The organism is Tenacibaculum soleae, assembly GCF_030549005.1.
In the GTDB taxonomy this organism is placed as follows: Bacteria; Bacteroidota; Bacteroidia; order Flavobacteriales; family Flavobacteriaceae; genus Polaribacter; species Polaribacter soleae.
In genome coordinates this window covers 208,490-232,728 of sequence record NZ_JAUOSW010000005.1, presented here as the reverse complement: position 1 = coordinate 232,728, position 24,239 = coordinate 208,490, and the positions used below count along the sequence as shown (strand labels likewise).

Here is a 24,239-nt window from a genome sequence, read left to right as displayed (position 1 = left end):
TTAATTCAGTCCATTTTTTAGGTTCAAAAAAACAATATTCTTAAACTGTTCTTCTAAAAAGGTAATTGCTTTTTTACTTCTTATTCCCGATTTACAATACACAACTAAAGGTTTATCAATATGCAACTCTTTAAATCGATTTGATAATTCTCCCAAAGGAATATGCTGTCCGTTTATATGATGTTGTTCACGCTCCCAATTTTCACGCACATCTAATAAATTATATTTCGGTAAATCATTTTGAAGTTCCTCAAAAGTAATTTCATTTTTCACAGCTTTTATTCCACAGAAAAAATCATAATCTTTTTCTAACGCTGTTACAATAATATTACTTGATTTCTCTAATTTTAAAATCATTTGGCGCATAGTCAACGTATCATACATCAATAATTTATTAGCAAGTACTTCTCCTATTTCACAAATAATTTTAATTGCTTCGTTTGCTTGTAAACTTCCTATAATTCCTGGTAAAACACCTACAACACCTATTTGAGAGCAATTTGGAGATTCATCTGGTTTTGGTGGCGTTGGGTATAAACATCTATAAGTTGCACTTTCTTTATAATTAAAAACACTTACTTGGCCTTCAAACTTAAAAATTGCACCATACACTAAAGGCTTATTTGTTATAACCGCTGCATCGTTGGTTAAATAACGGGTCGAAAAATTATCACTTCCATCTACAATTACATCATATTTATTGAATAATGAAATGGCATTTTCTCTCGTCAATTTTTCTTTATAAACAGAAAAATTTACAAAGGGATTTAATTTTGATAAACGTTTTGCTGCTGTTGCTGCTTTCGACAAGCCAATATCATCAATGGTATATAAAATTTGACGCTGCAAATTACTTTGATCAACTACATCATCATCTATAATTCCGATGTTTCCAACACCCGCTGCTGTTAAATATTGTAATACAGGGCAACCCAATCCGCCAGCACCAATCACTAAAACTTTTGCTCGTTTTAATTTTAGCTGCCCTTTTTCTCCTATTTTATCTAGAATAAGATGGCGATTGTATTGTTTTTGTTCTTCGTTACTTAAATTCATTAGTTTTTTATTGACTCAAAATGTGCCCAATCTTTCCAAACCACTTCTAAACCTCTGTCTTTTAACATTTTCACCACTTGTTCTGTATTTCGTTCATCAGAGATTTCAAATTGCTCTAAAGATTGTGGTTCTACTGAATATCCTCCAGGATTTGTTTTAGATTCGGCACTAATAGACGTAGCTCCTAAATTAACAATATTATTTCTAAAAACTTCACTTTCTCTGGTTGACATTGACAATTCAACATCTTCATCAAACAAGCGAAATGCACAAATTAATTGTACCAAATCAGCATCAGTCATTTCAACCTTTGGTTCTAATCCTCCTGAGTGTGGTCGTAACCTCGGAAAAGAGATAGAATACTTTGTTTTCCAATATGTTTTTTGCAAATATTTTAAATGTAATGCTGTAAAAAAACTATCAGCACGCCAATCTTCTAATCCGAATAAAGCACCTAAACCTATTTTATGAATCCCTGCTTTCCCTAATCTATCTGGTGTATCTAAACGGTAATCAAAATTAGATTTTTTTCCCTTCGGATGATGTTTCTTATACTCATCTCTATGATACGTTTCTTGATAAACTAATACAGCGTACAATCCTGCTTCAATTAACGATTCATATTCATCCTGATCTAAAGGTTGCACTTCAATCGTAATATTTGAAAATTGCGAACGTATTAATTCGATTGCATTTTTAATATAATTAACGCCAACCGTTTTATTTGCTTCACCAGTAACCAACAAAATATGATCGTATCCTTTTTCTTTTAAAAAAGCTACTTCTTTTAAAATTTCAGCGTCGGTTAACGTTCGTCTAGGTATTTTATTAGTCATACTAAAACCACAGTATGTACAAATATTTTGGCATTCGTTACTCAAATACATTGGCGCATACATTTGTATTGTGTTACCAAATCGTTTTTTAGTAAGTAAGCTACTTTTTTGTGCCATTTGCTCGATATACGGGCGTGCAGCAGGAGATATCAATGCTTTAAAATCTTCTAAATCAATTTTTTCTTTCGATAAAGCACGCATTACCTCATCAGTAGTTTTATTAAAAATACTTTTTAAGGTATCATCCCAACTATACGTATCGAAAAGCTCTTTAAATTTACTCATTTTTTAATTTAAAAACGATGTTAACGGGCTACTTGCCTCGGCTTCCGATCTTATAGGAGCTAACTTTGCTTCGTATGCCATTCTACCCGCTTCTACTGCCATTTTAAATGCTTTTGCCATTGCTACTGGGTTTTCTGACACTGCTATTGCGGTGTTTACCAAAACCGCATCGGCACCAATTTCCATGGCTTGTGCTGCATGTGATGGTGCACCAATACCTGCATCAACAATTACCGGAACGTTAGATTGCTCAATAATTATATCTAAAAACTCTACCGTCTTTAACCCTTTATTACTTCCAATCGGCGCACCTAAAGGCATTACACATTGTGTACCCACATCTTCCAATCGTTTACATAAAACAGGATCGGCATGAATATATGGCATTACCACAAATCCTTTTTTAACCAATTCTTCAGCAGCTTTTAAAGTTTCTATAGGATCTGGTAATAAATACCTCGGATCGGGATGTATTTCTAATTTTACCCAATTGGTTTCTAAAGCTTCTCTTGATAATTCTGCCGCAAATACGGCTTCTTTTGCAGTTCTAACTCCAGATGTATTCGGTAATAAATTTATTCTCGAATGATTTAAGTGTGTTAAAATATCATCTTCTTTATCTTTAACATCTACTCGTTTTAAAGCAACGGTTACTAATTCACTTTCTGATGCTACTAATGATTCTTTCATTAATTGTGAAGAACTAAACTTTCCTGTTCCTGTAAACAGTCTTGAGTTAAATTCTTTATCGGCTATTTTTAATACTTTGTTCATTATTTTTTTAGGCTACTTATCGTCCATTTTATACACTTGTTCTTGTGTACTTGGCGCGTTTAATATTTTATGAAAAACAGGTATACTTGTAAAATCGTTGGTTATTGCTGCTGATACAGCAACACCGTATACACCTGTTTGTATAATTTTTGTGGTATCATCTAACGTAATTCCACCTACCGCTATAATTGGAGTTTCAGTTTGTAGTTCATCTAACAATACTTGATAACCTACGGTTCCTAAAACAGGACTTAAGTTCTTTTTTGTTTCTGTAAACTGAAAAGGCCCTAAACCTATATAATCTACTTTTTTTTCTAGTAATGTTTTACAATCCTCTAAGGTATTTGCCGTTCCGCCAATACTGTAAAATTTACCTAAATATGCACGAACTTTTAACGGACAAGCATCTGATTTACCTAAATGAACACCGTCAGCATTTACTTCTTTAGCTACTTTATAATGATCATTAATAATTAATCTAGTTTGAAAATGCCCTGTAATTTCTCGTGCTTTTTTTGCAGTTTCTAATAAGGTTTTCGGATCAACTTTTTTTAATCGTAATTGCACCCATTCCACACCCGAAGCACAAGCTCTTTGAATATTTTCCAAATGCTCTTGAGGTGTATTTCCTTGTGTTATATAATGTAATTTACTTACCATTTTATTTGCAGTTGTGAGTTCCTAACAAGGAATCGTTCGAATTTAAAAATTGTTCTGTATATCGTTTTGTGTTTTTACAGGTATCTTCTAAAGAAAGTTCTAACGCTAAATTAGCCGTTAATGCGGAGGACAAAACACAACCACTTCCGTGTTTTTCATATACTTTATTCGCTATTGGTGAAATATTTAATTGTACTATTTCATTATAATACACTTCATCCCATCCTTTTTTATCTTTTCTATGCCCTCCTTTTAAATAAAGGTTTGTTTTACTAGCAATAAATTCAATAGTTTCTTCAATATTTTTATCAGGAAATAATGCTTTTATTTCATTATAATTTGGTGTAACAAAATTACAATTCTCTAATACATTTTCGAGTGTTTTTAAGTTTTGACTTGTATGAAATTCAAATCCTGCACTAGCTTTTAAAATAGGATCTAACACTATTTTTATTTTCGGATTTAATCGTTTTAAAGTCTGAATTACTTCTATTAAGATTTCCCAAGATTCAATAATTCCTATTTTTACTGCAGATATTGAAAATCGGTCAAACAAAGTTGTTATTTGTGAAATAATAACTTTTTTTTCCATCCATACACAACTTTTAAAGTCAATATCATTTTGAATAGTTACAGCTGTGCATACTGACAATCCGTATAAACCATGCGCTTCAAATGTTTTAATATCTGAAGTAATACCTGCGCCACTTGACGGATCTAGTCCTGCAATGGTTAATATGTAGTTGTTTTTACTCAATACTCTTTTTTTTGACTCTTTTTTTTGACTCTTTTTTTCGATGATTTATTTGAATGTAAACCTGAAATAAATTTTGGTTGAGGTAATGTTATTTTTATTTAATATTAGTTTTCCACAACGCTCGAACTAATATTTTACTCTATTATTTTGATATATTTTCATCGTAACACTGTTGTATCTCTTTAAAACATTCAACAGGATTTTCGACATTCCAAACACCACCTAAAACACCAATTCCTTTAAATCCTAAGTCGATTGTTTTTGCAATGGTTTTAGAGTTAATTCCGCCCATTCCTAAAATTGATTTATCGATATGGTTTACATCAAAACCTCTTCCTTCATATCCTTTTTTAGAAATAGATGAAAAAACTGGACTCAATAAATGATAATCGAATTCAATATCACAAACTTCAATATCTATAGGTTCGTGAAAGGAACTACTCATTGTTTTACCCAACATGTTTAATCCTATAAAATATCTACTTCCATTTTCTAAAGCGTCTCGTCTTTTTTGTTCTTGAAAATGAATTCCTTTTAAATTAAATTCATTCGTTAATTCATGAAAATAATGTACGATTATCTTATTATGATATTTTTTATCAATTTTATTTAAATATGAAACATGCGCTTCTAAATCTTTAAACGGTTTTCTTAAATGATAATATTCTAAACCTGCTTCAAATAATTGATGTAGTATTTTAATTTCGTTTGCTACATCTTTTTCTGGAGCTATAAGTACAATCATATTCGTTGAATTTAGTCGCTTTTAATTTTGTGTAAAAATAACCTAATTTAATCTTGAAATAGCAGATTTAGCTTATCGTTTACTGCCTGTTATCGCAGTTATTATTTTTCGGGTTAGGGATTGCAGTGGCATCCTTTTGCATTTTGTTCGAGTTAATTTATGCAGTAGAACGAAATAAATTAGTATCGAGAACTTGCAAAAGATATAACGGAAAGCCCGCCTACGCCTTAATAAAAAGGCGTAGGAACCTCCTAATTATTTTATAAATATACTTCTGAACCTTTTTCTTTAAATTCTTTCGACTTTTCGTCCATTCCTTTTTGGAAGATTTCGTTATTCTCATCAATTTCATTCTCAGCAGCAAAATCACGTACTTCTTGCGAAATTTTCATAGAACAGAATTTTGGACCACACATAGAACAAAAGTGTGCAATTTTTGCACCTGCAGCTGGTAACGTTTCATCGTGATATTCACGAGCCCGCTCTGGGTCTAATCCTAAATTAAATTGATCTTCCCAACGGAACTCGAAACGCGCCATACTCAACGCATTATCTCTGTGCTGAGAACCTGGATGCCCTTTTGCTAAATCGGCTGCATGGGCTGCTAATTTATAAGTTACAACACCTACACGTACATCCTCTTTATTAGGCAGTCCTAAATGTTCTTTTGGCGTTACGTAACACAACATGGCACAACCATACCAACCAATCATAGCGGCTCCGATACCCGAAGTAATATGATCGTAACCTGGTGCAATATCAGTTGTTAAAGGCCCTAAAGTATAAAAAGGAGCTTCGTCACAAACTTCAATTTGCTTCTCCATATTTTCTTTAATCATGTGCATTGGCACATGTCCTGGCCCTTCAATAAAACACTGAACTTCATGCTTACGAGCAATCTGAGTTAACTCACCCAAGGTCTCTAACTCCGCAAATTGTGCTTCGTCATTTGCATCAGCAACCGAGCCTGGTCGTAATCCGTCACCTAAAGAAAAGGCAACATCATATTGCTTTAATATTTCACAAATATCTTCGAAATGTGTGTATAAAAAACTTTCTTTATGATGTGCTAAACACCATTTTGCCATAATTGAACCTCCACGAGACACAATACCTGTAACACGTTTTGCAGTCATTGGTACGTAACGTAACAAAACTCCGGCATGGATGGTAAAGTAATCTACTCCTTGTTCTGCTTGTTCAATTAACGTATCGCGGAAAATCTCCCACGTTAAATCCTCTGCAACTCCGTTTACTTTTTCTAAAGCTTGATATATTGGCACGGTACCTACTGGAACTGGTGAATTACGGATAATCCACTCACGAGTTTCATGGATATTTTCTCCGGTGGATAGATCCATAATATTATCTGCTCCCCAACGACAAGCCCAAACGGCTTTTTCTACTTCTTCTTCAATTGATGAAGTAACCGCGGAGTTACCAATATTGGCATTAATTTTTACTAAGAAGTTACGCCCTAAAATCATAGGTTCGGCTTCTGGGTGATTAATATTTGATGGAATAATTGCACGTCCTCTTGCTACTTCTGATCGTACAAATTCTGGTGTAATTTTTTCTGGAATAGAAGCACCAAAATGTTCCCCTTTATGTTGCTTTCTTATTTCAGTCATTTCATCTATTCGTTGATTTTCACGAATAGCAATGTATTCCATTTCTGGGGTAATTATTCCTTTTTTAGCATAATGCAATTGTGTTACATTTTGCCCTTTTTTAGCGCGCATAGGTTTTTTAAGTAACTTAAAACGCATGTGATCTAAACTTTTATCGTTTAAACGTTCGTTACAATATTCTGATGAGTATGAATCAAGTTCTTCAACATCACCACGCTCTTTTATCCAAGATTCACGAATACGCTCTATACCGCTATGAATATCGATTTCTTTATTAGGATCAGTATATGGGCCTGAAGTATCGTAAACAGTAACTGGTTCGTTTGGTGTTTTCTTTTTGGTCATAGAATCTACCGTATCACTTAACGAAATTTCACGCATTGCTACTTTAATTTGCGGGTGAATTTTTCCGTTTACGTAAATTTTTTTCGAATTCGGAAACGGGTTTCTTGTTATTCCGTCTTGTTTTGGAGCTGTGTCTTTGTTCTTCATCTGATACTTAGTGTTTGTTAGTTTTTAAAATAAAAATCATCCTCCTTGGGTTGATTTTATAATTAAAATATCATCATTGTTTTGAAGTAACTTTAAAGACCAATCTGATCGTTTTATAACAGTACTATTTATAGCAATTGCTATTCCGTTTGTTTGAATTTTTAATAATTCAATAAACTCTTGTAGTGTTACGTTTTCTAAAACTTGATGGTCTTCTTGGTTTACTTTTATAGTAATCATATTTATAAAATATTACTGTAAACCAAATGGTAGTAGCTCGACAAAATTATATCGAAGATAACTTTTCCCTCCGTTGGTATTAACCAAATCAGGTTCTAAGGATTTTTCTCAAACTAATTTAATAGCTACTCCTAAAGTTTACGAAAGCAAATGTATGCTTTAAATTAAAAAACACCGCATTTTTAATATGAATTTATTTTTTATTCTTGATTTTTATTCACTTATGCTTAAATTTTATGCGATTATGTCATTTTTTTTAACTCAAGTTAATGTTTCTTATAAATTTGAAACTGTGAAGCAGCGATCACGTTAAAAAACGGTTTTTCTGTAAAACTTGTTACAGAAGGAGGTAACCGAAAAGCCTTATGAGTAGGTAAACTAAACAAATTTATTATGAGTACTGAAACTTTAAAAGCAAAAGAAACTCTTCTTGGAGGATGGACATCTTATGGTTCTTTAACGACAGAAGATCGCAAAGTATTTGATGAAGCACTTAATGGTTTTGTTGGAGTAAATTATGAACCGACAGCTGTATCTACTCAAGTTGTTGCTGGAACAAACTATCGTTTTAAGTGTAATGCTTCTATACCTCCTGCCGAGGTTATGTGGGAAGCTATTGTTGAAATTTTTCAACCCTTAGGTGATGTTAAACCTCATATTACTGGTATTACAAGGTTATAAAAAAATAAGCCAGTCTTTTTTAAAAGACTGGCTTATTTTAATTAATAACTTTTATAATGCTTCAATTGTTTTTGTTACTTCTTCTAAAACTTTAAAAGCAGTTTCTGCCATTTTATTTCCTTTTAAATCTAATAAAGGATTTACTTCGACAAATTCAACACAAGCTACTTTTTTACTTGCTAATAATCCATTTATAATTTCAACAATTTCTTTATCATCAAAACCTTTTGGCACTGGTGTTCCGGTACCATAAGAAATCATATCACAATCCATAGAATCTACATCAAAAGAAACATAAATAATATCACAATCTGTTAATTTTTCTAAAGCTTCATTTACACAAACTTCTAATCCGCGGTAGCGAACTTCGGCAACCATATAGTTTTTTATACCGTATTTTTCTATTTGTTTATCTTCTGGTTCTTCAGTATCTCGGACTCCAAAAAAAACAATATTTTCTGGTAAAACTTTTTGTTCTGGTATTCCTATATTTTTCATTCGATCCCACAACTCAGCCGTTTCTCTATCTACATCATTTATTTGACAATCTAAATTATCATCAGAAATAGCAGCTCCTAATGGCATACCATGTATGTTTCCTGAAGGTGAGGTGTATGGTGTATGTAAATCTCCATGGGCGTCAATCCAAATAACTCCTATTTTTTTAGTTGGGTTTGCTGCTTTAATACCACTTATGGTTCCTAAGGCTGATGAATGGTCTCCTGATAAAACTATTGGGAATTTATCTTCTTGCAAATTTACTTTTACATGATTACTTAATCTTTTACATTGATTAAATACACTATTTATTTGCTTACCAAATGAGTTATTCTTTTTATCATAAATAGATTCATTTTCTGTAATAACATCTTCTGATTCAAAACGATTAAAAAAATCATTATTTTCATTGATGGCTGCAATTTCTATAGCATCAACTCCCATATCAGAACCACGTGTACCTGCACCAATATCTGACCTGTTTTTTATAATTTTTATTTCTTTCATCTTCATTTATTTTAATAAAAAAATGTCATTTAAAATTTAAATGACATTTTTGTTAATTTATCTTTTACTAACTTCTACAAATTCTCTAAGATTTTCTCCTGTATAAATTTGACGAGGTCTTCCAATAGGTTCTTTGTTTTCTCTCATTTCTTTCCATTGTGCAATCCATCCTGGTAAACGTCCTAAAGCAAACATTACTGTAAACATTTCAACTGGAATCCCCATTGCTCGGTAAATAATACCTGAGTAAAAATCTACATTAGGATATAATTTTCTGTCTACAAAATAAGGATCGTTTAATGCTTCTTGCTCTAATCCTTTTGCTACAGCTAAAATAGGGTCTTCAACTCCTAATTCTTTTAACACTTCATCGGCAGCAACTTTTATAATTTTTGCTCTTGGGTCAAAGTTTTTATAAACACGGTGTCCGAATCCCATTAAACGGAAAGGGTCGTTTTTATCTTTTGCTTTTGCCATATATTTTTTAGTATCGCCACCATCTTCTTTAATAGCTTCTAGCATTTCTAAAACTGCTTGGTTTGCACCACCATGTAATGGTCCCCAAAGTGCAGAAATTCCTGCTGAAAGTGAAGCGAATAATCCTGCATGTGAAGAACCTACAATTCTTACCGTTGATGTTGAACAGTTTTGCTCATGATCTGCATGTAAGATTAATAATTTATCTAATGCATTTACTAAAATTGGATTTTGAACATACTCTTCATTTGGTTGCTCAAACATCATTTTTAAAATATTTTCTACATATCCTAAAGATTTTGTTCCGTAATTTAACGGTAATCCTTGTTTTTTACGCATTGCCCATGCTACTAATACTGGAAATTTTCCTAATATTTTTACAATAGCATTGTACATTTCTTCCTCTGAATCTACATTTACTGAACTTGGATTAAATGCTGTTAGTGCTGATGTTAAAGATGATAATACACCCATTGGATGCGCATTTTTAGGAAAAGCATCTAATATTTTTTTAACATCATCATCAACTACAGATTTAGATCTGATATCTGAATGAAATTTATCTAACTGTTCTTGTGTTGGTAAATTTCCAAAAATAAGCGCATAAGCGACTTCTAAAAAATCAGCTTTTTCTGCCAATTCTTCAATTGAATATCCTCTGTAACGTAAAACTCCTTCTTCACCATTTAAAAATGTAATAGCACTTTGGCAAGAACCTGTATTCTTATATCCTGGATCGATAGTAATAACTCCTTCAGAAGCTCCTCTTAATGTTTTTATATCAATTGCAGTTTCATTTTCTGTTCCTTTAATTAACGGGAACTCATACGTCTTTTCACCAATTTGTAGTTTTGCTATATCTGCCATTTTTATCTCTTAATTTTTTATGATTCAAGTGAATTGCGAAGATACCATTTTTTGTAGTATTTTAAAAGTGAGTTTTAATAGTTTTTTACTATCTAAAAATAGTATTATTTTATATATTTTTATTATTTACTTAAGCAAAAATTGTTTCAAACCCTCATCATGAAATACTATTTATGATAATAATGTGATTATGAAGTAAATTTAAACTGATGTGTTATTATGTTAGATTATAATTCAAATTAGAAACCGATTTAAAGATTCGCTAGTTTAGTTTTTAATCTGATTTTTATGAATATTTTTCATAATTCGTTTAAAACCTTTTATAATTATACTCCTTGTACTTTTTGTTAAAGCCAAATTATCATAGTTTTCTGGAACAAAAACATTACCTACAACTGATTGAGAATACATTTCTTCAAGTAAATTTAAATCGTAAATAGTTACTGTTACTTCGCCTCTATTTTCTGAAGAAGACATTATATTTCCTTGTCCTAAAATTCCAACTTCATCAGAAATTACAGTAGCGTTAATCTTTATAAAAAAATCATATCCTGTTCCGTTTTTAATATCTTTTAAATCAGCTTTACTAAGATTAGTGGTTATATTAGCTGGTAATAAAATTCCTCTAATAGTATTTACATCAGAAAAACGATTTCCTAATAGCTCAGTAAATTTTTCGCTCGCTATATTCGTTAAGCTTTCTTTTATACTTTTAGGAGCTTCAACAGTATGTAACAACCATTTACCTTTTTTAAAATCTAAACGCGAATTTACATTTCCTGAATGTGTGTATTTTGTAGAGTGGCACGCTGTAAAAGTTATAACTATTAGTAAGGCAAATATCTTTTTCATATTATATTTTAATTATCTTAAAAAGAGACTGTTTACAACAGTCTCTTTTATGTTGTTATAAATCAAACCCTAAATTTAACTGAATCATTAACGGGAAATAATATCCTTTACCGTTGGTATCAAAATAATAAATTGGTCCCATATCAAACAAAAGGTGAAAGTTTTTACCATAAGTTCGTTGAATTCCCCAGGTAGGCCCAACTGCAAAATCTAATCCATCAGTTCCGTTAGAATTACCAAACAAAGACTCACTTCTAGTTAAAAATCTTGCTGACACAAAATTACCTGCATTATTTGCAGTTTTTAAACCTTTCTCTTTACGCTTATCAAAATTATAAAACCATTTGTGTTGTATATCTACAAAAGGATTGAAAGAAGTTATTGCTCCAGAACCAGCTCCTAAATCTGTATGTGGATAACTTACACTATAACCAACACCCGCTCCAACAGAAAGTGTTGTATTATTTCCCGTAGGCATTTCGTATTCTACTCCTGGATTTAAAAAATTAACTCGCCATGCTTTTTCAGTATTTTTTTCTTGTGCATTAATCACTGTTATTGTTAACAGTAAAATAATTGATACTAGTTTTTTCATAGTTTTGTTTGTTTAAAGCATTAAATAGTAGCATGTTTTTTAAATAAAAGCCTTACTATTTTTATTTTTTTTTATAGAAGCTATATAAAATCAAAAACCTTGCCGTTTAAATGACAAGGTTTTAAATATTGATTCTTATAAGAATAGTTAAATTACTTTATTTTAAAAGCTTTTTCTTGTGGATAAAAAGCAACACCATCTAATTGCTCTTCAATACGCAATAATTGATTGTATTTTGCCATACGATCAGATCGAGAAGCTGAACCTGTTTTAATTTGACCACAGTTTAATGCCACTGCTAAATCAGCAATTGTATTGTCTTCTGTTTCACCAGAGCGGTGACTCATAACCGATGTATATCCTGCATTATGTGCCATATTTACAGCTGCAATAGTTTCAGTTAACGTTCCTATTTGATTTACTTTAATTAAAATAGAGTTTGCAATTCCGTTTTCAATACCTCTAGATAAACGCTCTACGTTGGTTACAAATAAATCGTCACCAACTAACTGTACTTTATCTCCGCAAATTTCAGTTAAATACTTCCATCCTTCCCAGTCATTTTCATCCATTCCATCTTCAATAGAAATAATAGGATATTTTTCTGCTAATTCAGCTAAGTAATCAGCTTGTTCTTTACTTGAACGTACTTTTCCTTTTGCTCCTTCAAACTTTGTATAATCATATTTTCCATCAACAAAAAATTCGGCAGCAGCACAATCTAAAGCGATCATTACTTCTTCTCCAAATTTATATCCAGCATTTTTAGTTGCCAACGCAATGGTTTCAATTGCGTCTTCTGTACCATCTAAAGTTGGTGCAAAACCTCCTTCATCACCAACGGCTGTTGATAAATTACGATCGTGTAAAACCTTCTTTAAATTATGGAATATTTCAGAACCAACTTGCATTGCTTCTGTAAAGTTTTTAGCTTTTACTGGCATTACCATAAATTCTTGAAATGCAATTGGTGCATCTGAATGTGAACCTCCGTTAATGATATTCATCATCGGTACTGGTAAGGTATTTGCAGATACTCCGCCAACATATCTATATAAAGGCAAACCTAACTCATTTGCTGCGGCTTTTGCTGCGGCTAAAGAAACCCCTAAAATAGCATTTGCACCTAATTTAGATTTATTTGATGTTCCATCTAAATCAATCATCATTTGATCAATCATATTTTGTTCAAAAACAGATACACCTAATAACTCTTGTGCAATTAAAGTATTTACATTGTTTACAGCATTTAATACACCTTTACCCATGTAATCACTTCCTCCGTCACGTAATTCAACCGCTTCATGTTCTCCTGTTGATGCTCCTGATGGAACTGCTGCTCTACCTATTACACCGTTTTCAGTAGTAACATCTACTTCTACAGTTGGGTTACCTCTTGAATCGAAAATTTGACGTGCGTGAATGTTGATTATAATACTCATAATTGTTTATTTTTAATATAGATTCCCGTGAATATGAACTCACGGGAATGCTAATTTTATATACTTGCTAATTTAATAATTGTAATTGATTGTGTAGTGTTTCTTATTTAAGAATTACGAAAACGATTACGCTTCAATTTTTACTTTCTTGATATTTTCGATAAACTCATCAAAAAGGTATTCGGCATCATGTGGTCCTGGGCTAGCTTCTGGATGATATTGCACAGAAAATACATTTTTAGATTTCATTCTAATACCTGCCACTGTATGATCGTTTAAGTGAACATGTGAAATTTCAACATCGTTATGCGCTTCAGTTTCTTCTTTATTAATCGCAAAACCATGATTTTGAGAAGTTATTTCACCTTTTCCTGTTATTAAATTCTTTACAGGATGATTGATTCCTCTGTGACCATTATGCATTTTATAAGTAGAAATTCCGTTAGCTAATGCAATAACTTGGTGTCCTAAACAAATACCAAAAAGAGGTTTATCATTTTTGATAATATCTTTTGCTGTATTAATTGCGTCTGAAAGTGGTTCTGGATCACCAGGTCCGTTAGAAATGAAGTAACCATCTGGATTAAAATCACTCATTTGTTCGAAAGTAGCATTGTATGGGTACACTTTTATATAAGCACCTCTTTTTACTAAATTTCTTAAAATGTTCTTTTTAATACCAATATCTAAAGCCGATACTTTTATTGGTGCGTTTTCATCTCCTACAAAATAAGGCTCTTTTGTTGATACTTTTGAGGCCAGTTCTAAACCTTCCATATTAGGTGTAGCTGCTAACTGTTTTTTTAACCCCTCTACATTATCTACATCTGTAGATATAATAGCATTCATTGCACCATTATCTCTAATATATGATACCAAAGCTCTAGTGTCTACATCAGATATGGCAACTAAATTATGTTCTTTAAACCAGTCAAATAAGTTACCATCAGAATCTACACGTGAATGTGTAAAACTAAAGTTACGACAAATTAATCCTGATATTTTTATTCCTTCTGATTCTACTTCTTCATTATTAACACCATAATTACCTATATGAGCATTGGTAGTTATCATTAATTGTCCAAAATAAGAAGGATCAGTAAATACTTCTTGGTAGCCTGTCATTCCTGTATTAAAACAGATTTCCCCTGTTGAAGTACCTTCGATTCCTATAGACTTTCCATAGAAAATAGTTCCATCTGCTAATAAAACTAGTGCTTTTTTACGTTGCTGATATTTCATTTAGTGTGTGTTGTGTAATTTGATTGCAAAAATATATAAAAAAAGGGACAAACATTAAATGTTTATCCCTTTGATATAATTTATAAAAATTTTCATTTTTATTCTTCTTCGTTTGAAGTTTGAGTTTCAACTGCTGCAGCTGTAGTTTTTGCACCACCACGACGGCTACGACGAGTGTTCTTTTTAGCTTTGTTTCCTTTCGGGTTGTATAATTCGTTGTAATCAACTAATTCAACCATTGCCATAGAAGCGTTATCTCCCTGACGGTTTCCTAATTTGATAATACGAACATATCCTCCTGGACGATCTGCTACTTTTACAGAAACTTCTTTAAATAATTCTGTTACAGCTTCTTTGCTACGTAAATAGCTAAATACTGTACGGCGATTATGAGTAGTATCTGATTTAGACTTAGTAATTATAGGCTCTATAAACATACGTAAAGCTTTCGCTTTTGCTAAAGTTGTGTTTATACGTTTGTGCTCTATTAAAGAACACCCCATATTTGCTAACATCGCCTTTCTGTGCGCTGTTTGTCTTCCTAAATGATTAAATTTCTTTCCGTGTCTCATGACATTTGGTTTTTAGCTCTCATCTTGCTACTACCTTTTAAGGGAGCAAATTATGAAAGGTTAATCTCTATCTAATTTGTATTTGCTTAAGTCCATTCCGAAATTAAGGTTTTTATTAGCCACTAACTCATCTAATTCAGTTAATGATTTTTTACCAAAGTTTCTAAATTTCATTAAATCACTTTTGTTGAACGATACTAAGTCTCCTAAAGTATCAACTTCTGCTGCTTTTAAACAGTTTAAAGCACGAACAGATAAATCCATATCTACTAATTTCGTCTTCAATAACTGACGCATGTGTAATGATTCTTCATCATATGTTTCAGTTTGTGCAATTTCATCTGCCTCTAAAGTGATACGCTCATCTGAGAACAACATAAAGTGGTGGATTAAAATTTTAGCAGCTTCTGTTAAGGCATCCTTAGGGTTGATAGAACCGTCTGTATCGATATCAAAAACTAATTTTTCATAATCGGTCTTTTGTTCTACACGAAAATTTTCAACAGCATATTTTACATTCTTTATAGGAGTGTAAATAGAATCTGTAAAAATTGTTCCTAATGGAGCACCTGCTCTTTTGTTTTCTTCTGCTGGCACAAAACCTCTACCTTTTTCGATAGTGATTTCAGCATTAAAATTCACTGATTTATCCATGTTACAAATTACTAAATCTGGATTTAGTACTTGAAAACCTGAAGTAAATTTTTGTAAATCTCCTGCAGTTAATTGTTCTTGTCCTGATACTGCTATAGATACTGTTTCTCTATCAGTTTCTTCAATTTGTTTCTTAAAACGAACTTGTTTTAAGTTTAAGATGATTTCTGTAACATCTTCTACAACACCTTGAATTGTTGAAAACTCATGATCTACACCATCTACTCTTAATGATGTGATAGCAAATCCTTCTAAAGAAGATAATAAAACTCTTCTTAAAGCATTTCCTATTGTTAATCCAAAACCTGGTTCAAGAGGTCTAAATTCGAATCTTCCTGAAAAGTCAGTAGATTCAATCATTATTACTTTATCAGGCTTCTGAAAATTTAAAATTGCCATATTTTTCTTCGTTTTAATTGTTGTTTAGTTGCGCGGTTTATTAGTTTGAAGAAATACAGATAAACCCTTTGGCTATACAACAATGTAAATAATTTATTATTTAGAATATAATTCTACGATTAATTGTTCCTTGATATTTTCAGGAATTTGTAATCTTTCTGGAGCTTTAATAAAAGTTCCTGACTTTTGATCAGAGTTCCAGCTTAACCATTCATAAACATTACTGTTTGATGCTAAAGAATCTTCAATAGCTACTAATGATTTAGATTTTTCTCTTACTGCCACAACATCTCCTGCTTGTAAGCTGTATGATGGAATGTTAACAATTTCTCCGTTCACAGTAATGTGACGGTGAGATACTAATTGACGTCCACCTCTTCTTGAGTTAGCAATTCCTAAACGGAAAACAACGTTATCTAAACGAGATTCACATAATTGTAATAAAACCTCACCTGTAATACCTTTAGATGCAGATGCTTTTTTAAATAAGTTACTAAACTGACGCTCTAAAATACCATAAGAGTATTTAGCTTTTTGCTTCTCCATTAACTGAGTCGCATATTCAGATTTCTTACCTCTTCTTCTTGCGTTTCCATGTTGTCCTGGAGGGTAATTTCTTTTTTCAAAGTTTTTATCATCTCCAAAAATTGCTTCACCAAACTTACGAGCAATTTTAGTTTTTGGTCCTGTATATCTTGCCATTTCTTATTGTTTTAGTAGGGATTATGAATTAAGGCTTACTCCTTCGATAATCGTATTCCTACTTTAGTTAAAATACTTTTTTTTGCGCGTACAAAAATACGCTAAATAAAAGTATAAGTTGATTTATATCAACTTATACTCTTCTTCTTTTTGGAGGACGACATCCGTTGTGAGGAATTGGCGTAACATCAATAATTTCTGTTACTTCGATTCCTGCATTGTGGATAGATCTGATTGCAGATTCTCTACCGTTACCAGGCCCTTTAACATACACCTTTACTTTACGTAAACCTGCTTCTTTTGCTACGTTAGCACAATCTTCTGCGGCTAATTGAGCTGCATACGGAGTGTTCTTTTTTGAACCTCTGAAACCCATTTTACCTGCAGATGACCAAGATATAACGTCACCTTTTTTGTTTGTTAAAGAAATAATAATATTGTTGAAAGATGCAGTTACGTGAGCTTCACCAACTGATTCTATTACAACTTTACGTTTTTTTGTTACTTTAGACTTTGCCATGATTATTATAGTTTTAGTAATTTAGTTTTCTAACCTTATGGTTATAATAACCACTGTTAGATCTTTATTACTTATCTAACTTATTTTTTCTTGTTAGCTACAGTTTTTCTCTTACCTTTTCTTGTACGAGAGTTATTCTTAGTTCTTTGCCCTCTTAAAGGAAGACCAAGTCTGTGACGAATACCTCTTTGACATCCTATGTCCATTAAACGTTTAATGTTTAATTGAACTTCTGAACGTAATTCACCTTCTATAGTAAAAGTTCCTACTTGCTCACGAATCGCTGCAATTTGATCATCTGTCCAATCTTGAACTTTGATACTTTCGTCTATTTTTGCAGTTGCTAAAATTTCTTTTGCTCTGCTGTCTCCTATACCAAAGATGTAAGTTAAAGCGATAACACCTCTTTTATTCTTTGGAATATCAATACCTGCTATTCTTGCCATTACCCTTGTCTTTGTTTAAATCTAGGATTCTTTTTGTTAATTACATATAATCTGCCTTTTCTACGTACAATCTTGCACTCGGCACTTCTTTTCTTTAATGATGCTCTTACTTTCATCAGTGTGTGTTTTTAATATCTGTAAGTAATTCTTGCCTTTGATAAATCATACGGACTCATTTCTAATTTCACCTTGTCTCCTGGTAATAATTTGATATAATGCATACGCATTTTACCTGAAATGTGTGCCGTTACAATATGTCCGTTTTCTAATTCTACGCGAAACATTGCATTTGATAATGCTTCTGTTATTGTTCCGTCTTGTTGAATTGCTGGTTGCTTAGCCATATTATTTTAATGATTTTCTGTTACTGTTACCTGTTTTCATTAAACCATCGTAACGACTGTTTAATAAATACGAGTTAATTTGCTGTATGGTATCTATTGCAACTCCAACCATAATGATTAAAGAAGTACCACCAAAAAACATTGCCCAGTTTTGAGTAACTCCAAACTTTACAATAATCGCTGGTAATATAGATAAAGCTGCTAAAAATAAAGATCCTGGAAATGTTATTTTCGATAACACCGAATCTAAATAGTTTGCTGTTTCTTCTCCTGGCTTATATCCAGGTACAAAACCATTACTTCTCTTTAAATCATCTGCCATTTTATTTGTTGGGATCGTAATCGCCGTATAAAAATAACTAAAGATAATAATTAAGATAGCAAATATAACGTTATACCATAATCCGAAATTATCAGTTAAACTGTTTAATGCTGGAAATTTTTGCCCCAAAGCTACTGGTAAAAACATAATAGCTTGTGCAAAAATAATTGGCATTACACCCGATGCATTCAATTTTAATGGAATGTACTGGCGTGCACCGTCAACATCTTTAATGTCTGTAACAGCTGTACGACGTGCATACTGAACCGCTACCTTTCTTACTGCTGTAACTAATAATACGGTTAACAAGATTACTACAAACCAAACTATTAATTCGATTAGAATCATCATAATCCCTCCAGCTCCAGCTGTTTGCTTAGAAACTAACTCTTGTATGAAAGCTGCTGGAAAATTAGCAATAATACCTACTGTAATTAATAATGATATACCATTACCAACTCCTTTGTCTGTAATACGCTCACCTAACCACATTGCAAAAATTGTTCCTGCAGATAAAAGGATAATTGATGAAACCCAAAATGTTGCTCCAGTTACTAAAAATGCTTCAGGTCCTAATCCCATTTGGTTTTGAATAATACCAATATAAGTAGGTGCTTGAAACAAAGTAATAGCAATTGTAAGCCATCTTGTTATTTGTGTAATCTTCTTACGTCCACTTTCTCCATCTTTTTGTAATTTTTGTAAATATGGTACCGCAATACCCATTAACTGAACTACAATTGATGCAGAAATATAAGGCATTATACCAAGTGCCATCACTGACGCTCTAGCAAATGCCCCACCTGTAAATGCGTTTAATAAACCTAAAAGTCCACTTGAAGTACTGTCTTGTAATGCTGATAATTGTGTAGGGTCAATTCCAGGTAATGGAACTGCCGCCATAAAACGATATACAGCAATTAAACCTAAAGTTAAAAGTAATTTCTCTTTTAACTCTTCTATCTTCCAAATGTCTTTTAAAGTATTTATAAAATTCATCATTTACAATTCTTATAATGTAACTGCTTCACCTCCTGCTGCTTCAATAGCCGCTTTTGCTGTTGCAGTAAATTTATGTACAGTTATATTTAATTTAGCCTTTAACTCACCACCACCTAATATTTTTACTAAGTCGTTTTTACGAGCTAAACGGTTTTCTACTAAAACCTCTAAAGTTACTGTATCTGAAATTTTTCCATTTTCTACTAATCCTTGTAATTTATCTAAATTAACACCAACATATTCTTTACGGTTTATGTTTGTGAAACCAAATTTAGGTACACGTCTTTGAAGTGGCATTTGACCTCCTTCAAATCCGATTTTACGAGAATAACCAGAACGTGATTTCTGACCATTATGACCTCTTGTAGAGGTACCTCCATGTCCAGAACCTTCTCCACGAGCGATTCTTTTACCGCTCTTAGTAGATCCTGCTGCAGGTTTTAAGTTGTGTAAACTCATCTTATATTGTTTATTTAACTTCTTCTACAGAAACTAAGTGTGAAACTTTATTTACCATACCCATAACTGTAGCTGTAGCATTATGCTCTACAGTTTGGTTTAATTTACGTAAACCTAACGCCTCTAACGTTGCTTTTTGACTTTTAAGGCGACCAATTTTACTTCTTACTTGTGTAACTTTAATTTTACTCATCGTCTTAAATTTTAACCGTTAAAAACTTTCTCTAAAGAAATTCCTCTTTGCTTAGCAATTGTTGCTGCGCTACGTAATTGTAATAAAGCATCAAAAGTTGCCTTAACTACGTTATGAGGATTTGATGATCCTTGAGATTTTGATAATACGTCTTTTATACCAACAGATTCTAATACTGAACGTACAGCTCCACCGGCAATAACCCCCGTACCATGAGAGGCTGGCTTAATGAACACTTTCGCTCCACCAAACTTACCTTTTTGTTCGTGAGGTAAAGTTCCGTCTAAAATAGGAATACGTACTAAACTTTTCTTTGCATCTTCAATTGCTTTTGCAATTGCTGAAGCAACATCTTTAGACTTTCCTAATCCATGACCTACAACTCCGTTACCATCTCCAACTACTACGATTGCAGAGAAACCAAATGCTCTACCCCCTTTAGTTACTTTGGTAACACGCTGTACACCTACTAATTTATCTACAAGCTCTAATCCGCTTGGTTTTACTCTTTCTACGTTTTTATATCCTAACATAATATAATTTCTTAAAATTTTAAACCAGCTTCTCTAGCAGCTTCTGCTAATACTTTAACTCTACCATGGTATAAAAATCCATTTCTATCAAAAGAAACTGTTTCAACACCTTTTCCAGCAGCTTTTTCTGCAATTGCTTTACCTACTGCAGTAGCAGCTTCTGATTTAGAACCAGATGTAATTTCTTTATCTCTTGATGATGCAGATGCCAATGTTACACCAGCAACGTCATCAATTAATTGAGCATAGATTTCTTTATTACTTCTAAATACTGATAACCTAGGTTTAACAGCAGTTCCTGTAACAACTTTTCTAATTCTATACTTAATTCGTTGTCTTCTTTCAAGCTTTGATAATGCCATAATAATTTCTCTTATTTATTATGCAGATTTACCTGCTTTTCTTCTTAATACTTCTCCTACAAACTTAATTCCTTTTCCTTTATAAGGCTCTGGCTTACGGAAACCACGGATTTTAGCTGCTACTTGACCAACTAATTGCTTATCGAATGAAGATAATTTAATGATTGGGTTTTTACCTTTTTCAGATACTGTTTCAACCTTTACTTCTGGAGCTAAGTTTAAAACAATGTTATGAGAAAAACCTAAAGCTAAATCTAATTTTTGCCCTTGGTTTGATGCTCTATAACCTACACCTACTAATTCTAATTCCTTAGTATAACCTTTAGTAACACCTTCAATCATGTTATTGATTAAAGCACGATATAAACCGTGTGCTGCTCTATGATCTTTACTATCTGATGCTCTTTCTACAGTTATAACACCATCTTCAATTTTTGCAGTAATATCAGACTTTAACTCTTGCGTTAACTCACCTAATTTACCTTTTACTGTAACCACGTTTCCGTCTACTTTAACTTCAACACCTTGTGGTAATGCGATTGGATTTTTTCCTATTCTACTCATTGTACAAAGTGATTAATAAACGTAACATAATACTTCTCCACCAACGTTTTCTTGTTTAGCTTTTTTGTTTGTCATTACACCTTTAGATGTAGAAACAATAGCAATACCTAAACCGTTTAATACTCTTGGCATCTCTTTAGAGCCAACGTATTTACGTAAACCTGGTGTTGAAATTCTTTGAATCTTTCTGATTACTGACTCTTTCGTGTCACGGTCGTACTTTAAAGCTATCTTAATAGTTCCTTGAACTTTATCGTCATTGAACTGGTAGCTTAAAACATAACCTTGATCGAACAAAATTTTCGTCATTTCCTTCTTCAATTTTGAAGCAGGAATCTCAACTACTCGGTGATTTGCTGCAATAGCATTTCTAACTCGAGTAAGAAAATCCGCGATTGGATCTGTATACATAATTAATTAAATTTCGGTTTTGGTTTTCACTAAAAGCTATTTACAGTATGAAAATCAGCTAATTAATGAACCTGAAACCAGTTAATATTTGTTTTTTGTTTTTTAGATAAATCTCATAAGCAGTATACCACTTTACTAGTATTTACTTACAAGGCATAATTCACCTTATAAAAACAGAGTGCAAATATACATAAATTTATTAGAAACTCACTGTTTTTACAACTTATCATTTTGAGTTTTAATTTATTGGCTTTATTAAAACATAAACACCAAATTTATTTGACAAAAAAAAAGCATATCACAAAATTGTGATATGCTTTATAAGTTTATAAAAAACAACTGTTACCAGCTCGCTTTCTTTACACCTGGAATTAATCCTTGGTTAGCCATTTCACGGAAAGTAACACGTGAAATACCGAACTGACGCATATATCCTTTAGGACGTCCTGTTAGTTTACAACGATTGTGCATTCTAACTGGTGATGCATTTTTAGGTAACTTTTGTAATGCTTCATAGTCTCCAGCTTCTTTTAAAGCTTTTCTCTTTTCAGCATACTTTGCAACCGTTTTAGCTCTTTTGCGCTCACGCGCTTTCATTGATTCTTTAGCCATGTCTTAGTTCTTTTTAAATGGTAAACCTAATTCTCCTAATAATGATTTAGCTTCTTTATCAGTGTTCGCAGATGTTACAAAAGTAATATCCATACCACTAATTTTTTTTACTTGATCAATATTGATTTCAGGATAGATGATTTGTTCAGTAATTCCTAAGTTGTAATTACCTCTACCATCAAAACCGTTTGCTTTGATTCCGTTAAAATCTCTTACACGTGGTAAAGATGCAGTAACTAATCTATCTAAAAATTCGTACATTTTTTCTCCTCTTAACGTAACTTTTGCTCCAATTGGCATCCCTTTACGTAATTTGAAGTTTGCAACATCTTTTTTAGACATCGTTGAAACTGCTTTTTGACCTGTAATTGTAGTTAACTCATCAATAGCGTATTCTATTAATTTCTTATCTGCTATAGCTGCACCAACACCTTTACTTACAACAATCTTTTGTAATTTAGGCACTTGCATTACATTACTATAACCGAATTCATCAGTAAGAGCTTTGATAACTCTGCTCTTGTACTCTTCTTTTAATCTTGGTACGTAACTCATGGTTATATTGCTTTATCTGATTTTTTTGAAAATCTAACTTTCTTATCTCCTTCTACCTTATATCCAACTTTTACAGCTTCACCGTTTTCGATTAATGCTATGTTAGAGATGTGTAATGGAGCTTCCTTTTTTACAATTCCTCCTTGAGGATTAGCAGCACTTGGCTTGGTATGTTTAGATACCATATTAACACCTTCTACTAAAACTCTATCTTTATCTTTAAGAATTTGTAAAACTTTACCTTCCGATCCTTTGTGATCACCTGCTAATACTTTTACAGTATCTCCTGATTTAATTTTGAACTTCTTCATCTTAATGTCGATTTAAAGCACTTCAGGTGCTAATGATACTATCTTCATAAATTGCTTATCACGTAATTCACGGGCAACAGGACCAAATACACGTGTTCCTCTCATTTCCTCAGTAGGATTTAAAAGTACACAAGCATTATCATCAAATCTGATATATGATCCGTCTTTACGTCTAATTTCTTTTTTAGTACGAACAACTACAGCACGAGATACTTGACCTTTTTTTACACCACCATTTGGAGTTGCAGACTTTACAGTTACTACAATTTTATCTCCAACGCTAGCATAACGCTTTTTTGTTCCTCCTAAAACTCTTATCACTAAAACTTCTTTTGCTCCAGTGTTATCTGCGACTCTTAATCTTGATTCTGTCTGTAACATATTATTTAGCTCTTTCTAGGATTTCTACTAATCTCCAACGTTTAGATTTACTCATAGGACGTGTTTCCATTATCCTAACAGTATCACCTTCGTTGCAATCGTTATTCTCGTCATGTGCAACGTACTTTTTCGTTTTTAATACGAACTTACCATACATTGGGTGCTTGGTTCTTTTTACCTCATTAACAACAATAGATTTCTCCATTTTGCTACTAGATACTACACCGATTCTCTCTTTTCTAAGATTTCTTTTTTCCATC

Annotated in this window: 34 protein-coding genes and 1 riboswitch; of the genes, 1 reads left to right on the top strand and 33 read right to left on the bottom strand. The window is 32.4% G+C overall.

The window, feature by feature from the left end; translation table 11 throughout:
- The 8 genes from moeB to thiS form a co-directional block, all read right to left on the bottom strand.
- A complete protein-coding gene (moeB, locus tag Q4586_RS09285) occupies window positions 1–1,056 on the bottom strand; it encodes a HesA/MoeB/ThiF family protein (RefSeq protein ID WP_303528575.1) in 1,056 nt (351 codons plus the stop codon).
- Window positions 1,056–2,177: a 2-iminoacetate synthase ThiH gene (gene thiH / locus Q4586_RS09280; protein WP_303528574.1), complete on the bottom strand. Its 1,122-nt coding sequence runs from the start codon at window positions 2,175–2,177 to the stop codon at window positions 1,056–1,058. The genes moeB and thiH overlap by 1 nt, the downstream gene beginning before the upstream one ends.
- 3 nt (window positions 2,178–2,180) lie before the next feature.
- Window positions 2,181–2,951: a thiazole synthase gene (locus Q4586_RS09275; protein ID WP_303528572.1), complete on the bottom strand. Its 771-nt coding sequence runs from the start codon at window positions 2,949–2,951 to the stop codon at window positions 2,181–2,183.
- Between the two features lie 12 nt (window positions 2,952–2,963).
- A complete protein-coding gene (gene thiE / locus Q4586_RS09270; protein WP_303528570.1) occupies window positions 2,964–3,611 on the bottom strand; it encodes a thiamine phosphate synthase in 648 nt (215 codons plus the stop codon).
- A gap of 1 nt (window position 3,612) precedes the next feature.
- Window positions 3,613–4,368, bottom strand: a complete 756-nt coding sequence (locus tag Q4586_RS09265; RefSeq protein WP_303528569.1) for a hydroxymethylpyrimidine/phosphomethylpyrimidine kinase — start codon at window positions 4,366–4,368, stop codon at window positions 3,613–3,615.
- 142 nt (window positions 4,369–4,510) lie between these two features.
- Window positions 4,511–5,113 (bottom strand): thiamine phosphate synthase, encoded by a 603-nt coding sequence (locus tag Q4586_RS09260; protein WP_303528568.1) that lies wholly within the window; start codon window positions 5,111–5,113, stop codon window positions 4,511–4,513.
- Between the two features lie 260 nt (window positions 5,114–5,373).
- Window positions 5,374–7,236, bottom strand: a complete 1,863-nt coding sequence (thiC, locus tag Q4586_RS09255) for a phosphomethylpyrimidine synthase ThiC (protein WP_303528566.1) — start codon at window positions 7,234–7,236, stop codon at window positions 5,374–5,376.
- A gap of 36 nt (window positions 7,237–7,272) precedes the next feature.
- Window positions 7,273–7,476, bottom strand: coding sequence for a sulfur carrier protein ThiS (gene thiS, locus Q4586_RS09250; protein ID WP_068703483.1), 204 nt, complete (start codon window positions 7,474–7,476; stop codon window positions 7,273–7,275).
- A 48-nt stretch (window positions 7,477–7,524) separates the two neighbouring features.
- Window positions 7,525–7,619, bottom strand: a riboswitch (TPP riboswitch).
- Between the two features lie 250 nt (window positions 7,620–7,869).
- On the opposite strand from thiS, the gene Q4586_RS09245 reads away from it, so the two are divergent.
- Complete coding sequence (locus Q4586_RS09245; protein WP_068703482.1) at window positions 7,870–8,157, top strand: hypothetical protein; 288 nt, start codon at window positions 7,870–7,872, stop codon at window positions 8,155–8,157.
- 51 nt (window positions 8,158–8,208) lie between these two features.
- Here Q4586_RS09245 and Q4586_RS09240 read toward each other — a convergent pair whose 3' ends face one another.
- From Q4586_RS09240 to rpsQ, 25 genes are all read right to left on the bottom strand, one after another.
- Window positions 8,209–9,162, bottom strand: a complete 954-nt coding sequence (locus Q4586_RS09240; protein ID WP_068703481.1) for an arginase — start codon at window positions 9,160–9,162, stop codon at window positions 8,209–8,211.
- 57 nt (window positions 9,163–9,219) lie between these two features.
- Window positions 9,220–10,506, bottom strand: a complete 1,287-nt coding sequence (locus Q4586_RS09235; RefSeq protein ID WP_068703480.1) for a citrate synthase — start codon at window positions 10,504–10,506, stop codon at window positions 9,220–9,222.
- Between the two features lie 267 nt (window positions 10,507–10,773).
- Window positions 10,774–11,358, bottom strand: a complete 585-nt coding sequence (locus tag Q4586_RS09230) for a hypothetical protein (protein ID WP_303528562.1) — start codon at window positions 11,356–11,358, stop codon at window positions 10,774–10,776.
- 55 nt (window positions 11,359–11,413) lie between these two features.
- Window positions 11,414–11,953 (bottom strand): hypothetical protein, encoded by a 540-nt coding sequence (locus Q4586_RS09225; RefSeq protein ID WP_303528561.1) that lies wholly within the window; start codon window positions 11,951–11,953, stop codon window positions 11,414–11,416.
- Between the two features lie 152 nt (window positions 11,954–12,105).
- Window positions 12,106–13,395: a phosphopyruvate hydratase gene (eno, locus tag Q4586_RS09220; RefSeq protein WP_303528560.1), complete on the bottom strand. Its 1,290-nt coding sequence runs from the start codon at window positions 13,393–13,395 to the stop codon at window positions 12,106–12,108.
- A gap of 126 nt (window positions 13,396–13,521) precedes the next feature.
- Entirely contained in the window at window positions 13,522–14,637 is a 1,116-nt protein-coding gene (gene carA / locus Q4586_RS09215) for a glutamine-hydrolyzing carbamoyl-phosphate synthase small subunit (RefSeq protein WP_068703474.1), read from the bottom strand.
- A 98-nt stretch (window positions 14,638–14,735) separates the two neighbouring features.
- Window positions 14,736–15,209 carry a 50S ribosomal protein L17 gene (gene rplQ / locus Q4586_RS09210; RefSeq protein WP_303528557.1) on the bottom strand — a complete coding sequence of 158 codons (474 nt, stop codon included), beginning with the start codon at window positions 15,207–15,209 and terminating at the stop codon, window positions 14,736–14,738.
- A gap of 60 nt (window positions 15,210–15,269) precedes the next feature.
- Window positions 15,270–16,262 carry a DNA-directed RNA polymerase subunit alpha gene (locus Q4586_RS09205; RefSeq protein WP_068703470.1) on the bottom strand — a complete coding sequence of 331 codons (993 nt, stop codon included), beginning with the start codon at window positions 16,260–16,262 and terminating at the stop codon, window positions 15,270–15,272.
- Between the two features lie 96 nt (window positions 16,263–16,358).
- Entirely contained in the window at window positions 16,359–16,964 is a 606-nt protein-coding gene (gene rpsD, locus Q4586_RS09200; RefSeq protein ID WP_068703468.1) for a 30S ribosomal protein S4, read from the bottom strand.
- Between the two features lie 133 nt (window positions 16,965–17,097).
- The gene (gene rpsK, locus Q4586_RS09195) at window positions 17,098–17,484 is read right to left on the bottom strand and encodes a 30S ribosomal protein S11 (protein ID WP_068703467.1); all 387 of its coding nucleotides are present in this window, start codon (window positions 17,482–17,484) and stop codon (window positions 17,098–17,100) included.
- A gap of 80 nt (window positions 17,485–17,564) precedes the next feature.
- On the bottom strand, window positions 17,565–17,930 hold the full coding sequence (rpsM, locus tag Q4586_RS09190; protein WP_068703464.1) for a 30S ribosomal protein S13: 366 nt from the start codon (window positions 17,928–17,930) through the stop codon (window positions 17,565–17,567).
- Complete coding sequence (ykgO, locus tag Q4586_RS09185) at window positions 17,930–18,046, bottom strand: type B 50S ribosomal protein L36 (RefSeq protein WP_073316873.1); 117 nt, start codon at window positions 18,044–18,046, stop codon at window positions 17,930–17,932. Before ykgO ends, rpsM begins: the two co-directional genes overlap by 1 nt.
- 12 nt (window positions 18,047–18,058) lie before the next feature.
- Window positions 18,059–18,274, bottom strand: a complete 216-nt coding sequence (gene infA / locus Q4586_RS09180; RefSeq protein ID WP_024740627.1) for a translation initiation factor IF-1 — start codon at window positions 18,272–18,274, stop codon at window positions 18,059–18,061.
- 1 nt (window position 18,275) lies between these two features.
- Window positions 18,276–19,595: a preprotein translocase subunit SecY gene (gene secY / locus Q4586_RS09175; protein WP_068703462.1), complete on the bottom strand. Its 1,320-nt coding sequence runs from the start codon at window positions 19,593–19,595 to the stop codon at window positions 18,276–18,278.
- 12 nt (window positions 19,596–19,607) lie between these two features.
- Window positions 19,608–20,057: a 50S ribosomal protein L15 gene (rplO, locus tag Q4586_RS09170; protein WP_068703459.1), complete on the bottom strand. Its 450-nt coding sequence runs from the start codon at window positions 20,055–20,057 to the stop codon at window positions 19,608–19,610.
- Window positions 20,058–20,067: 10 nt separating this feature from the next.
- Window positions 20,068–20,250, bottom strand: coding sequence for a 50S ribosomal protein L30 (gene rpmD, locus Q4586_RS09165; RefSeq protein ID WP_068703457.1), 183 nt, complete (start codon window positions 20,248–20,250; stop codon window positions 20,068–20,070).
- A gap of 11 nt (window positions 20,251–20,261) precedes the next feature.
- Window positions 20,262–20,786: a 30S ribosomal protein S5 gene (gene rpsE, locus Q4586_RS09160; protein WP_141677655.1), complete on the bottom strand. Its 525-nt coding sequence runs from the start codon at window positions 20,784–20,786 to the stop codon at window positions 20,262–20,264.
- A gap of 8 nt (window positions 20,787–20,794) precedes the next feature.
- On the bottom strand, window positions 20,795–21,145 hold the full coding sequence (rplR, locus tag Q4586_RS09155) for a 50S ribosomal protein L18 (RefSeq protein ID WP_068703453.1): 351 nt from the start codon (window positions 21,143–21,145) through the stop codon (window positions 20,795–20,797).
- A gap of 18 nt (window positions 21,146–21,163) precedes the next feature.
- Window positions 21,164–21,709, bottom strand: a complete 546-nt coding sequence (gene rplF / locus Q4586_RS09150) for a 50S ribosomal protein L6 (protein ID WP_068703452.1) — start codon at window positions 21,707–21,709, stop codon at window positions 21,164–21,166.
- Window positions 21,710–21,721: 12 nt separating this feature from the next.
- Window positions 21,722–22,120, bottom strand: coding sequence for a 30S ribosomal protein S8 (gene rpsH, locus Q4586_RS09145; RefSeq protein WP_028887461.1), 399 nt, complete (start codon window positions 22,118–22,120; stop codon window positions 21,722–21,724).
- Window positions 22,121–22,462: 342 nt separating this feature from the next.
- Window positions 22,463–22,732 (bottom strand): 30S ribosomal protein S14, encoded by a 270-nt coding sequence (gene rpsN, locus Q4586_RS09140; RefSeq protein WP_068363324.1) that lies wholly within the window; start codon window positions 22,730–22,732, stop codon window positions 22,463–22,465.
- Window positions 22,733–22,735: 3 nt separating this feature from the next.
- Window positions 22,736–23,287, bottom strand: coding sequence for a 50S ribosomal protein L5 (gene rplE, locus Q4586_RS09135; RefSeq protein WP_068703450.1), 552 nt, complete (start codon window positions 23,285–23,287; stop codon window positions 22,736–22,738).
- Between the two features lie 2 nt (window positions 23,288–23,289).
- Window positions 23,290–23,598, bottom strand: a complete 309-nt coding sequence (gene rplX, locus Q4586_RS09130) for a 50S ribosomal protein L24 (RefSeq protein ID WP_068703448.1) — start codon at window positions 23,596–23,598, stop codon at window positions 23,290–23,292.
- Between the two features lie 12 nt (window positions 23,599–23,610).
- A complete protein-coding gene (rplN, locus tag Q4586_RS09125; RefSeq protein ID WP_068703446.1) occupies window positions 23,611–23,979 on the bottom strand; it encodes a 50S ribosomal protein L14 in 369 nt (122 codons plus the stop codon).
- A gap of 1 nt (window position 23,980) precedes the next feature.
- A complete protein-coding gene (rpsQ, locus tag Q4586_RS09120) occupies window positions 23,981–24,238 on the bottom strand; it encodes a 30S ribosomal protein S17 (protein WP_068703444.1) in 258 nt (85 codons plus the stop codon).
- Window position 24,239: the final 1 nt, after the last annotated feature.

Coding starts and splice junctions, on each gene's coding strand:
- Q4586_RS09260 (WP_303528568.1), bottom strand. CDS start 5,113: ATGATTGTACTTATAGCTCCAGAAAAAGATGTAGCAAACGAAATTAAA.
- rpsH (WP_028887461.1), bottom strand. CDS start 22,120: ATGTATACAGATCCAATCGCGGATTTTCTTACTCGAGTTAGAAATGCT.
- moeB (WP_303528575.1), bottom strand. CDS start 1,056: ATGAATTTAAGTAACGAAGAACAAAAACAATACAATCGCCATCTTATT.
- rplF (WP_068703452.1), bottom strand. CDS start 21,709: ATGAGTAGAATAGGAAAAAATCCAATCGCATTACCACAAGGTGTTGAA.
- rplE (WP_068703450.1), bottom strand. CDS start 23,287: ATGAGTTACGTACCAAGATTAAAAGAAGAGTACAAGAGCAGAGTTATC.
- rplO (WP_068703459.1), bottom strand. CDS start 20,057: ATGAGTTTACACAACTTAAAACCTGCAGCAGGATCTACTAAGAGCGGT.
- rpsK (WP_068703467.1), bottom strand. CDS start 17,484: ATGGCAAAGTCTAAAGTAACAAAAAAACGTAAAGTTGTAATAGAATCA.
- Q4586_RS09245 (WP_068703482.1), top strand. CDS start 7,870: ATGAGTACTGAAACTTTAAAAGCAAAAGAAACTCTTCTTGGAGGATGG.
- rpsN (WP_068363324.1), bottom strand. CDS start 22,732: ATGGCTAAAGAATCAATGAAAGCGCGTGAGCGCAAAAGAGCTAAAACG.
- Q4586_RS09235 (WP_068703480.1), bottom strand. CDS start 10,506: ATGGCAGATATAGCAAAACTACAAATTGGTGAAAAGACGTATGAGTTC.
- rplX (WP_068703448.1), bottom strand. CDS start 23,598: ATGAAGAAGTTCAAAATTAAATCAGGAGATACTGTAAAAGTATTAGCA.
- carA (WP_068703474.1), bottom strand. CDS start 14,637: ATGAAATATCAGCAACGTAAAAAAGCACTAGTTTTATTAGCAGATGGA.
- rpsM (WP_068703464.1), bottom strand. CDS start 17,930: ATGGCAAGAATAGCAGGTATTGATATTCCAAAGAATAAAAGAGGTGTT.
- rpsQ (WP_068703444.1), bottom strand. CDS start 24,238: ATGGAAAAAAGAAATCTTAGAAAAGAGAGAATCGGTGTAGTATCTAGT.
- rplN (WP_068703446.1), bottom strand. CDS start 23,979: ATGTTACAGACAGAATCAAGATTAAGAGTCGCAGATAACACTGGAGCA.
- thiS (WP_068703483.1), bottom strand. CDS start 7,476: ATGATTACTATAAAAGTAAACCAAGAAGACCATCAAGTTTTAGAAAAC.
- Q4586_RS09240 (WP_068703481.1), bottom strand. CDS start 9,162: ATGAAAGAAATAAAAATTATAAAAAACAGGTCAGATATTGGTGCAGGT.
- thiC (WP_303528566.1), bottom strand. CDS start 7,236: ATGAAGAACAAAGACACAGCTCCAAAACAAGACGGAATAACAAGAAAC.
- rpmD (WP_068703457.1), bottom strand. CDS start 20,250: ATGAGTAAAATTAAAGTTACACAAGTAAGAAGTAAAATTGGTCGCCTT.
- eno (WP_303528560.1), bottom strand. CDS start 13,395: ATGAGTATTATAATCAACATTCACGCACGTCAAATTTTCGATTCAAGA.
- thiH (WP_303528574.1), bottom strand. CDS start 2,177: ATGAGTAAATTTAAAGAGCTTTTCGATACGTATAGTTGGGATGATACC.
- thiE (WP_303528570.1), bottom strand. CDS start 3,611: ATGGTAAGTAAATTACATTATATAACACAAGGAAATACACCTCAAGAG.
- rplR (WP_068703453.1), bottom strand. CDS start 21,145: ATGGCATTATCAAAGCTTGAAAGAAGACAACGAATTAAGTATAGAATT.
- rplQ (WP_303528557.1), bottom strand. CDS start 15,209: ATGAGACACGGAAAGAAATTTAATCATTTAGGAAGACAAACAGCGCAC.
- Q4586_RS09230 (WP_303528562.1), bottom strand. CDS start 11,358: ATGAAAAAGATATTTGCCTTACTAATAGTTATAACTTTTACAGCGTGC.
- Q4586_RS09205 (WP_068703470.1), bottom strand. CDS start 16,262: ATGGCAATTTTAAATTTTCAGAAGCCTGATAAAGTAATAATGATTGAA.
- secY (WP_068703462.1), bottom strand. CDS start 19,595: ATGAATTTTATAAATACTTTAAAAGACATTTGGAAGATAGAAGAGTTA.
- infA (WP_024740627.1), bottom strand. CDS start 18,274: ATGGCTAAGCAACCAGCAATTCAACAAGACGGAACAATAACAGAAGCA.
- Q4586_RS09225 (WP_303528561.1), bottom strand. CDS start 11,953: ATGAAAAAACTAGTATCAATTATTTTACTGTTAACAATAACAGTGATT.
- rpsD (WP_068703468.1), bottom strand. CDS start 16,964: ATGGCAAGATATACAGGACCAAAAACTAAAATTGCTCGTAAGTTTGGT.
- Q4586_RS09275 (WP_303528572.1), bottom strand. CDS start 2,951: ATGAACAAAGTATTAAAAATAGCCGATAAAGAATTTAACTCAAGACTG.
- ykgO (WP_073316873.1), bottom strand. CDS start 18,046: ATGAAAGTAAGAGCATCATTAAAGAAAAGAAGTGCCGAGTGCAAGATT.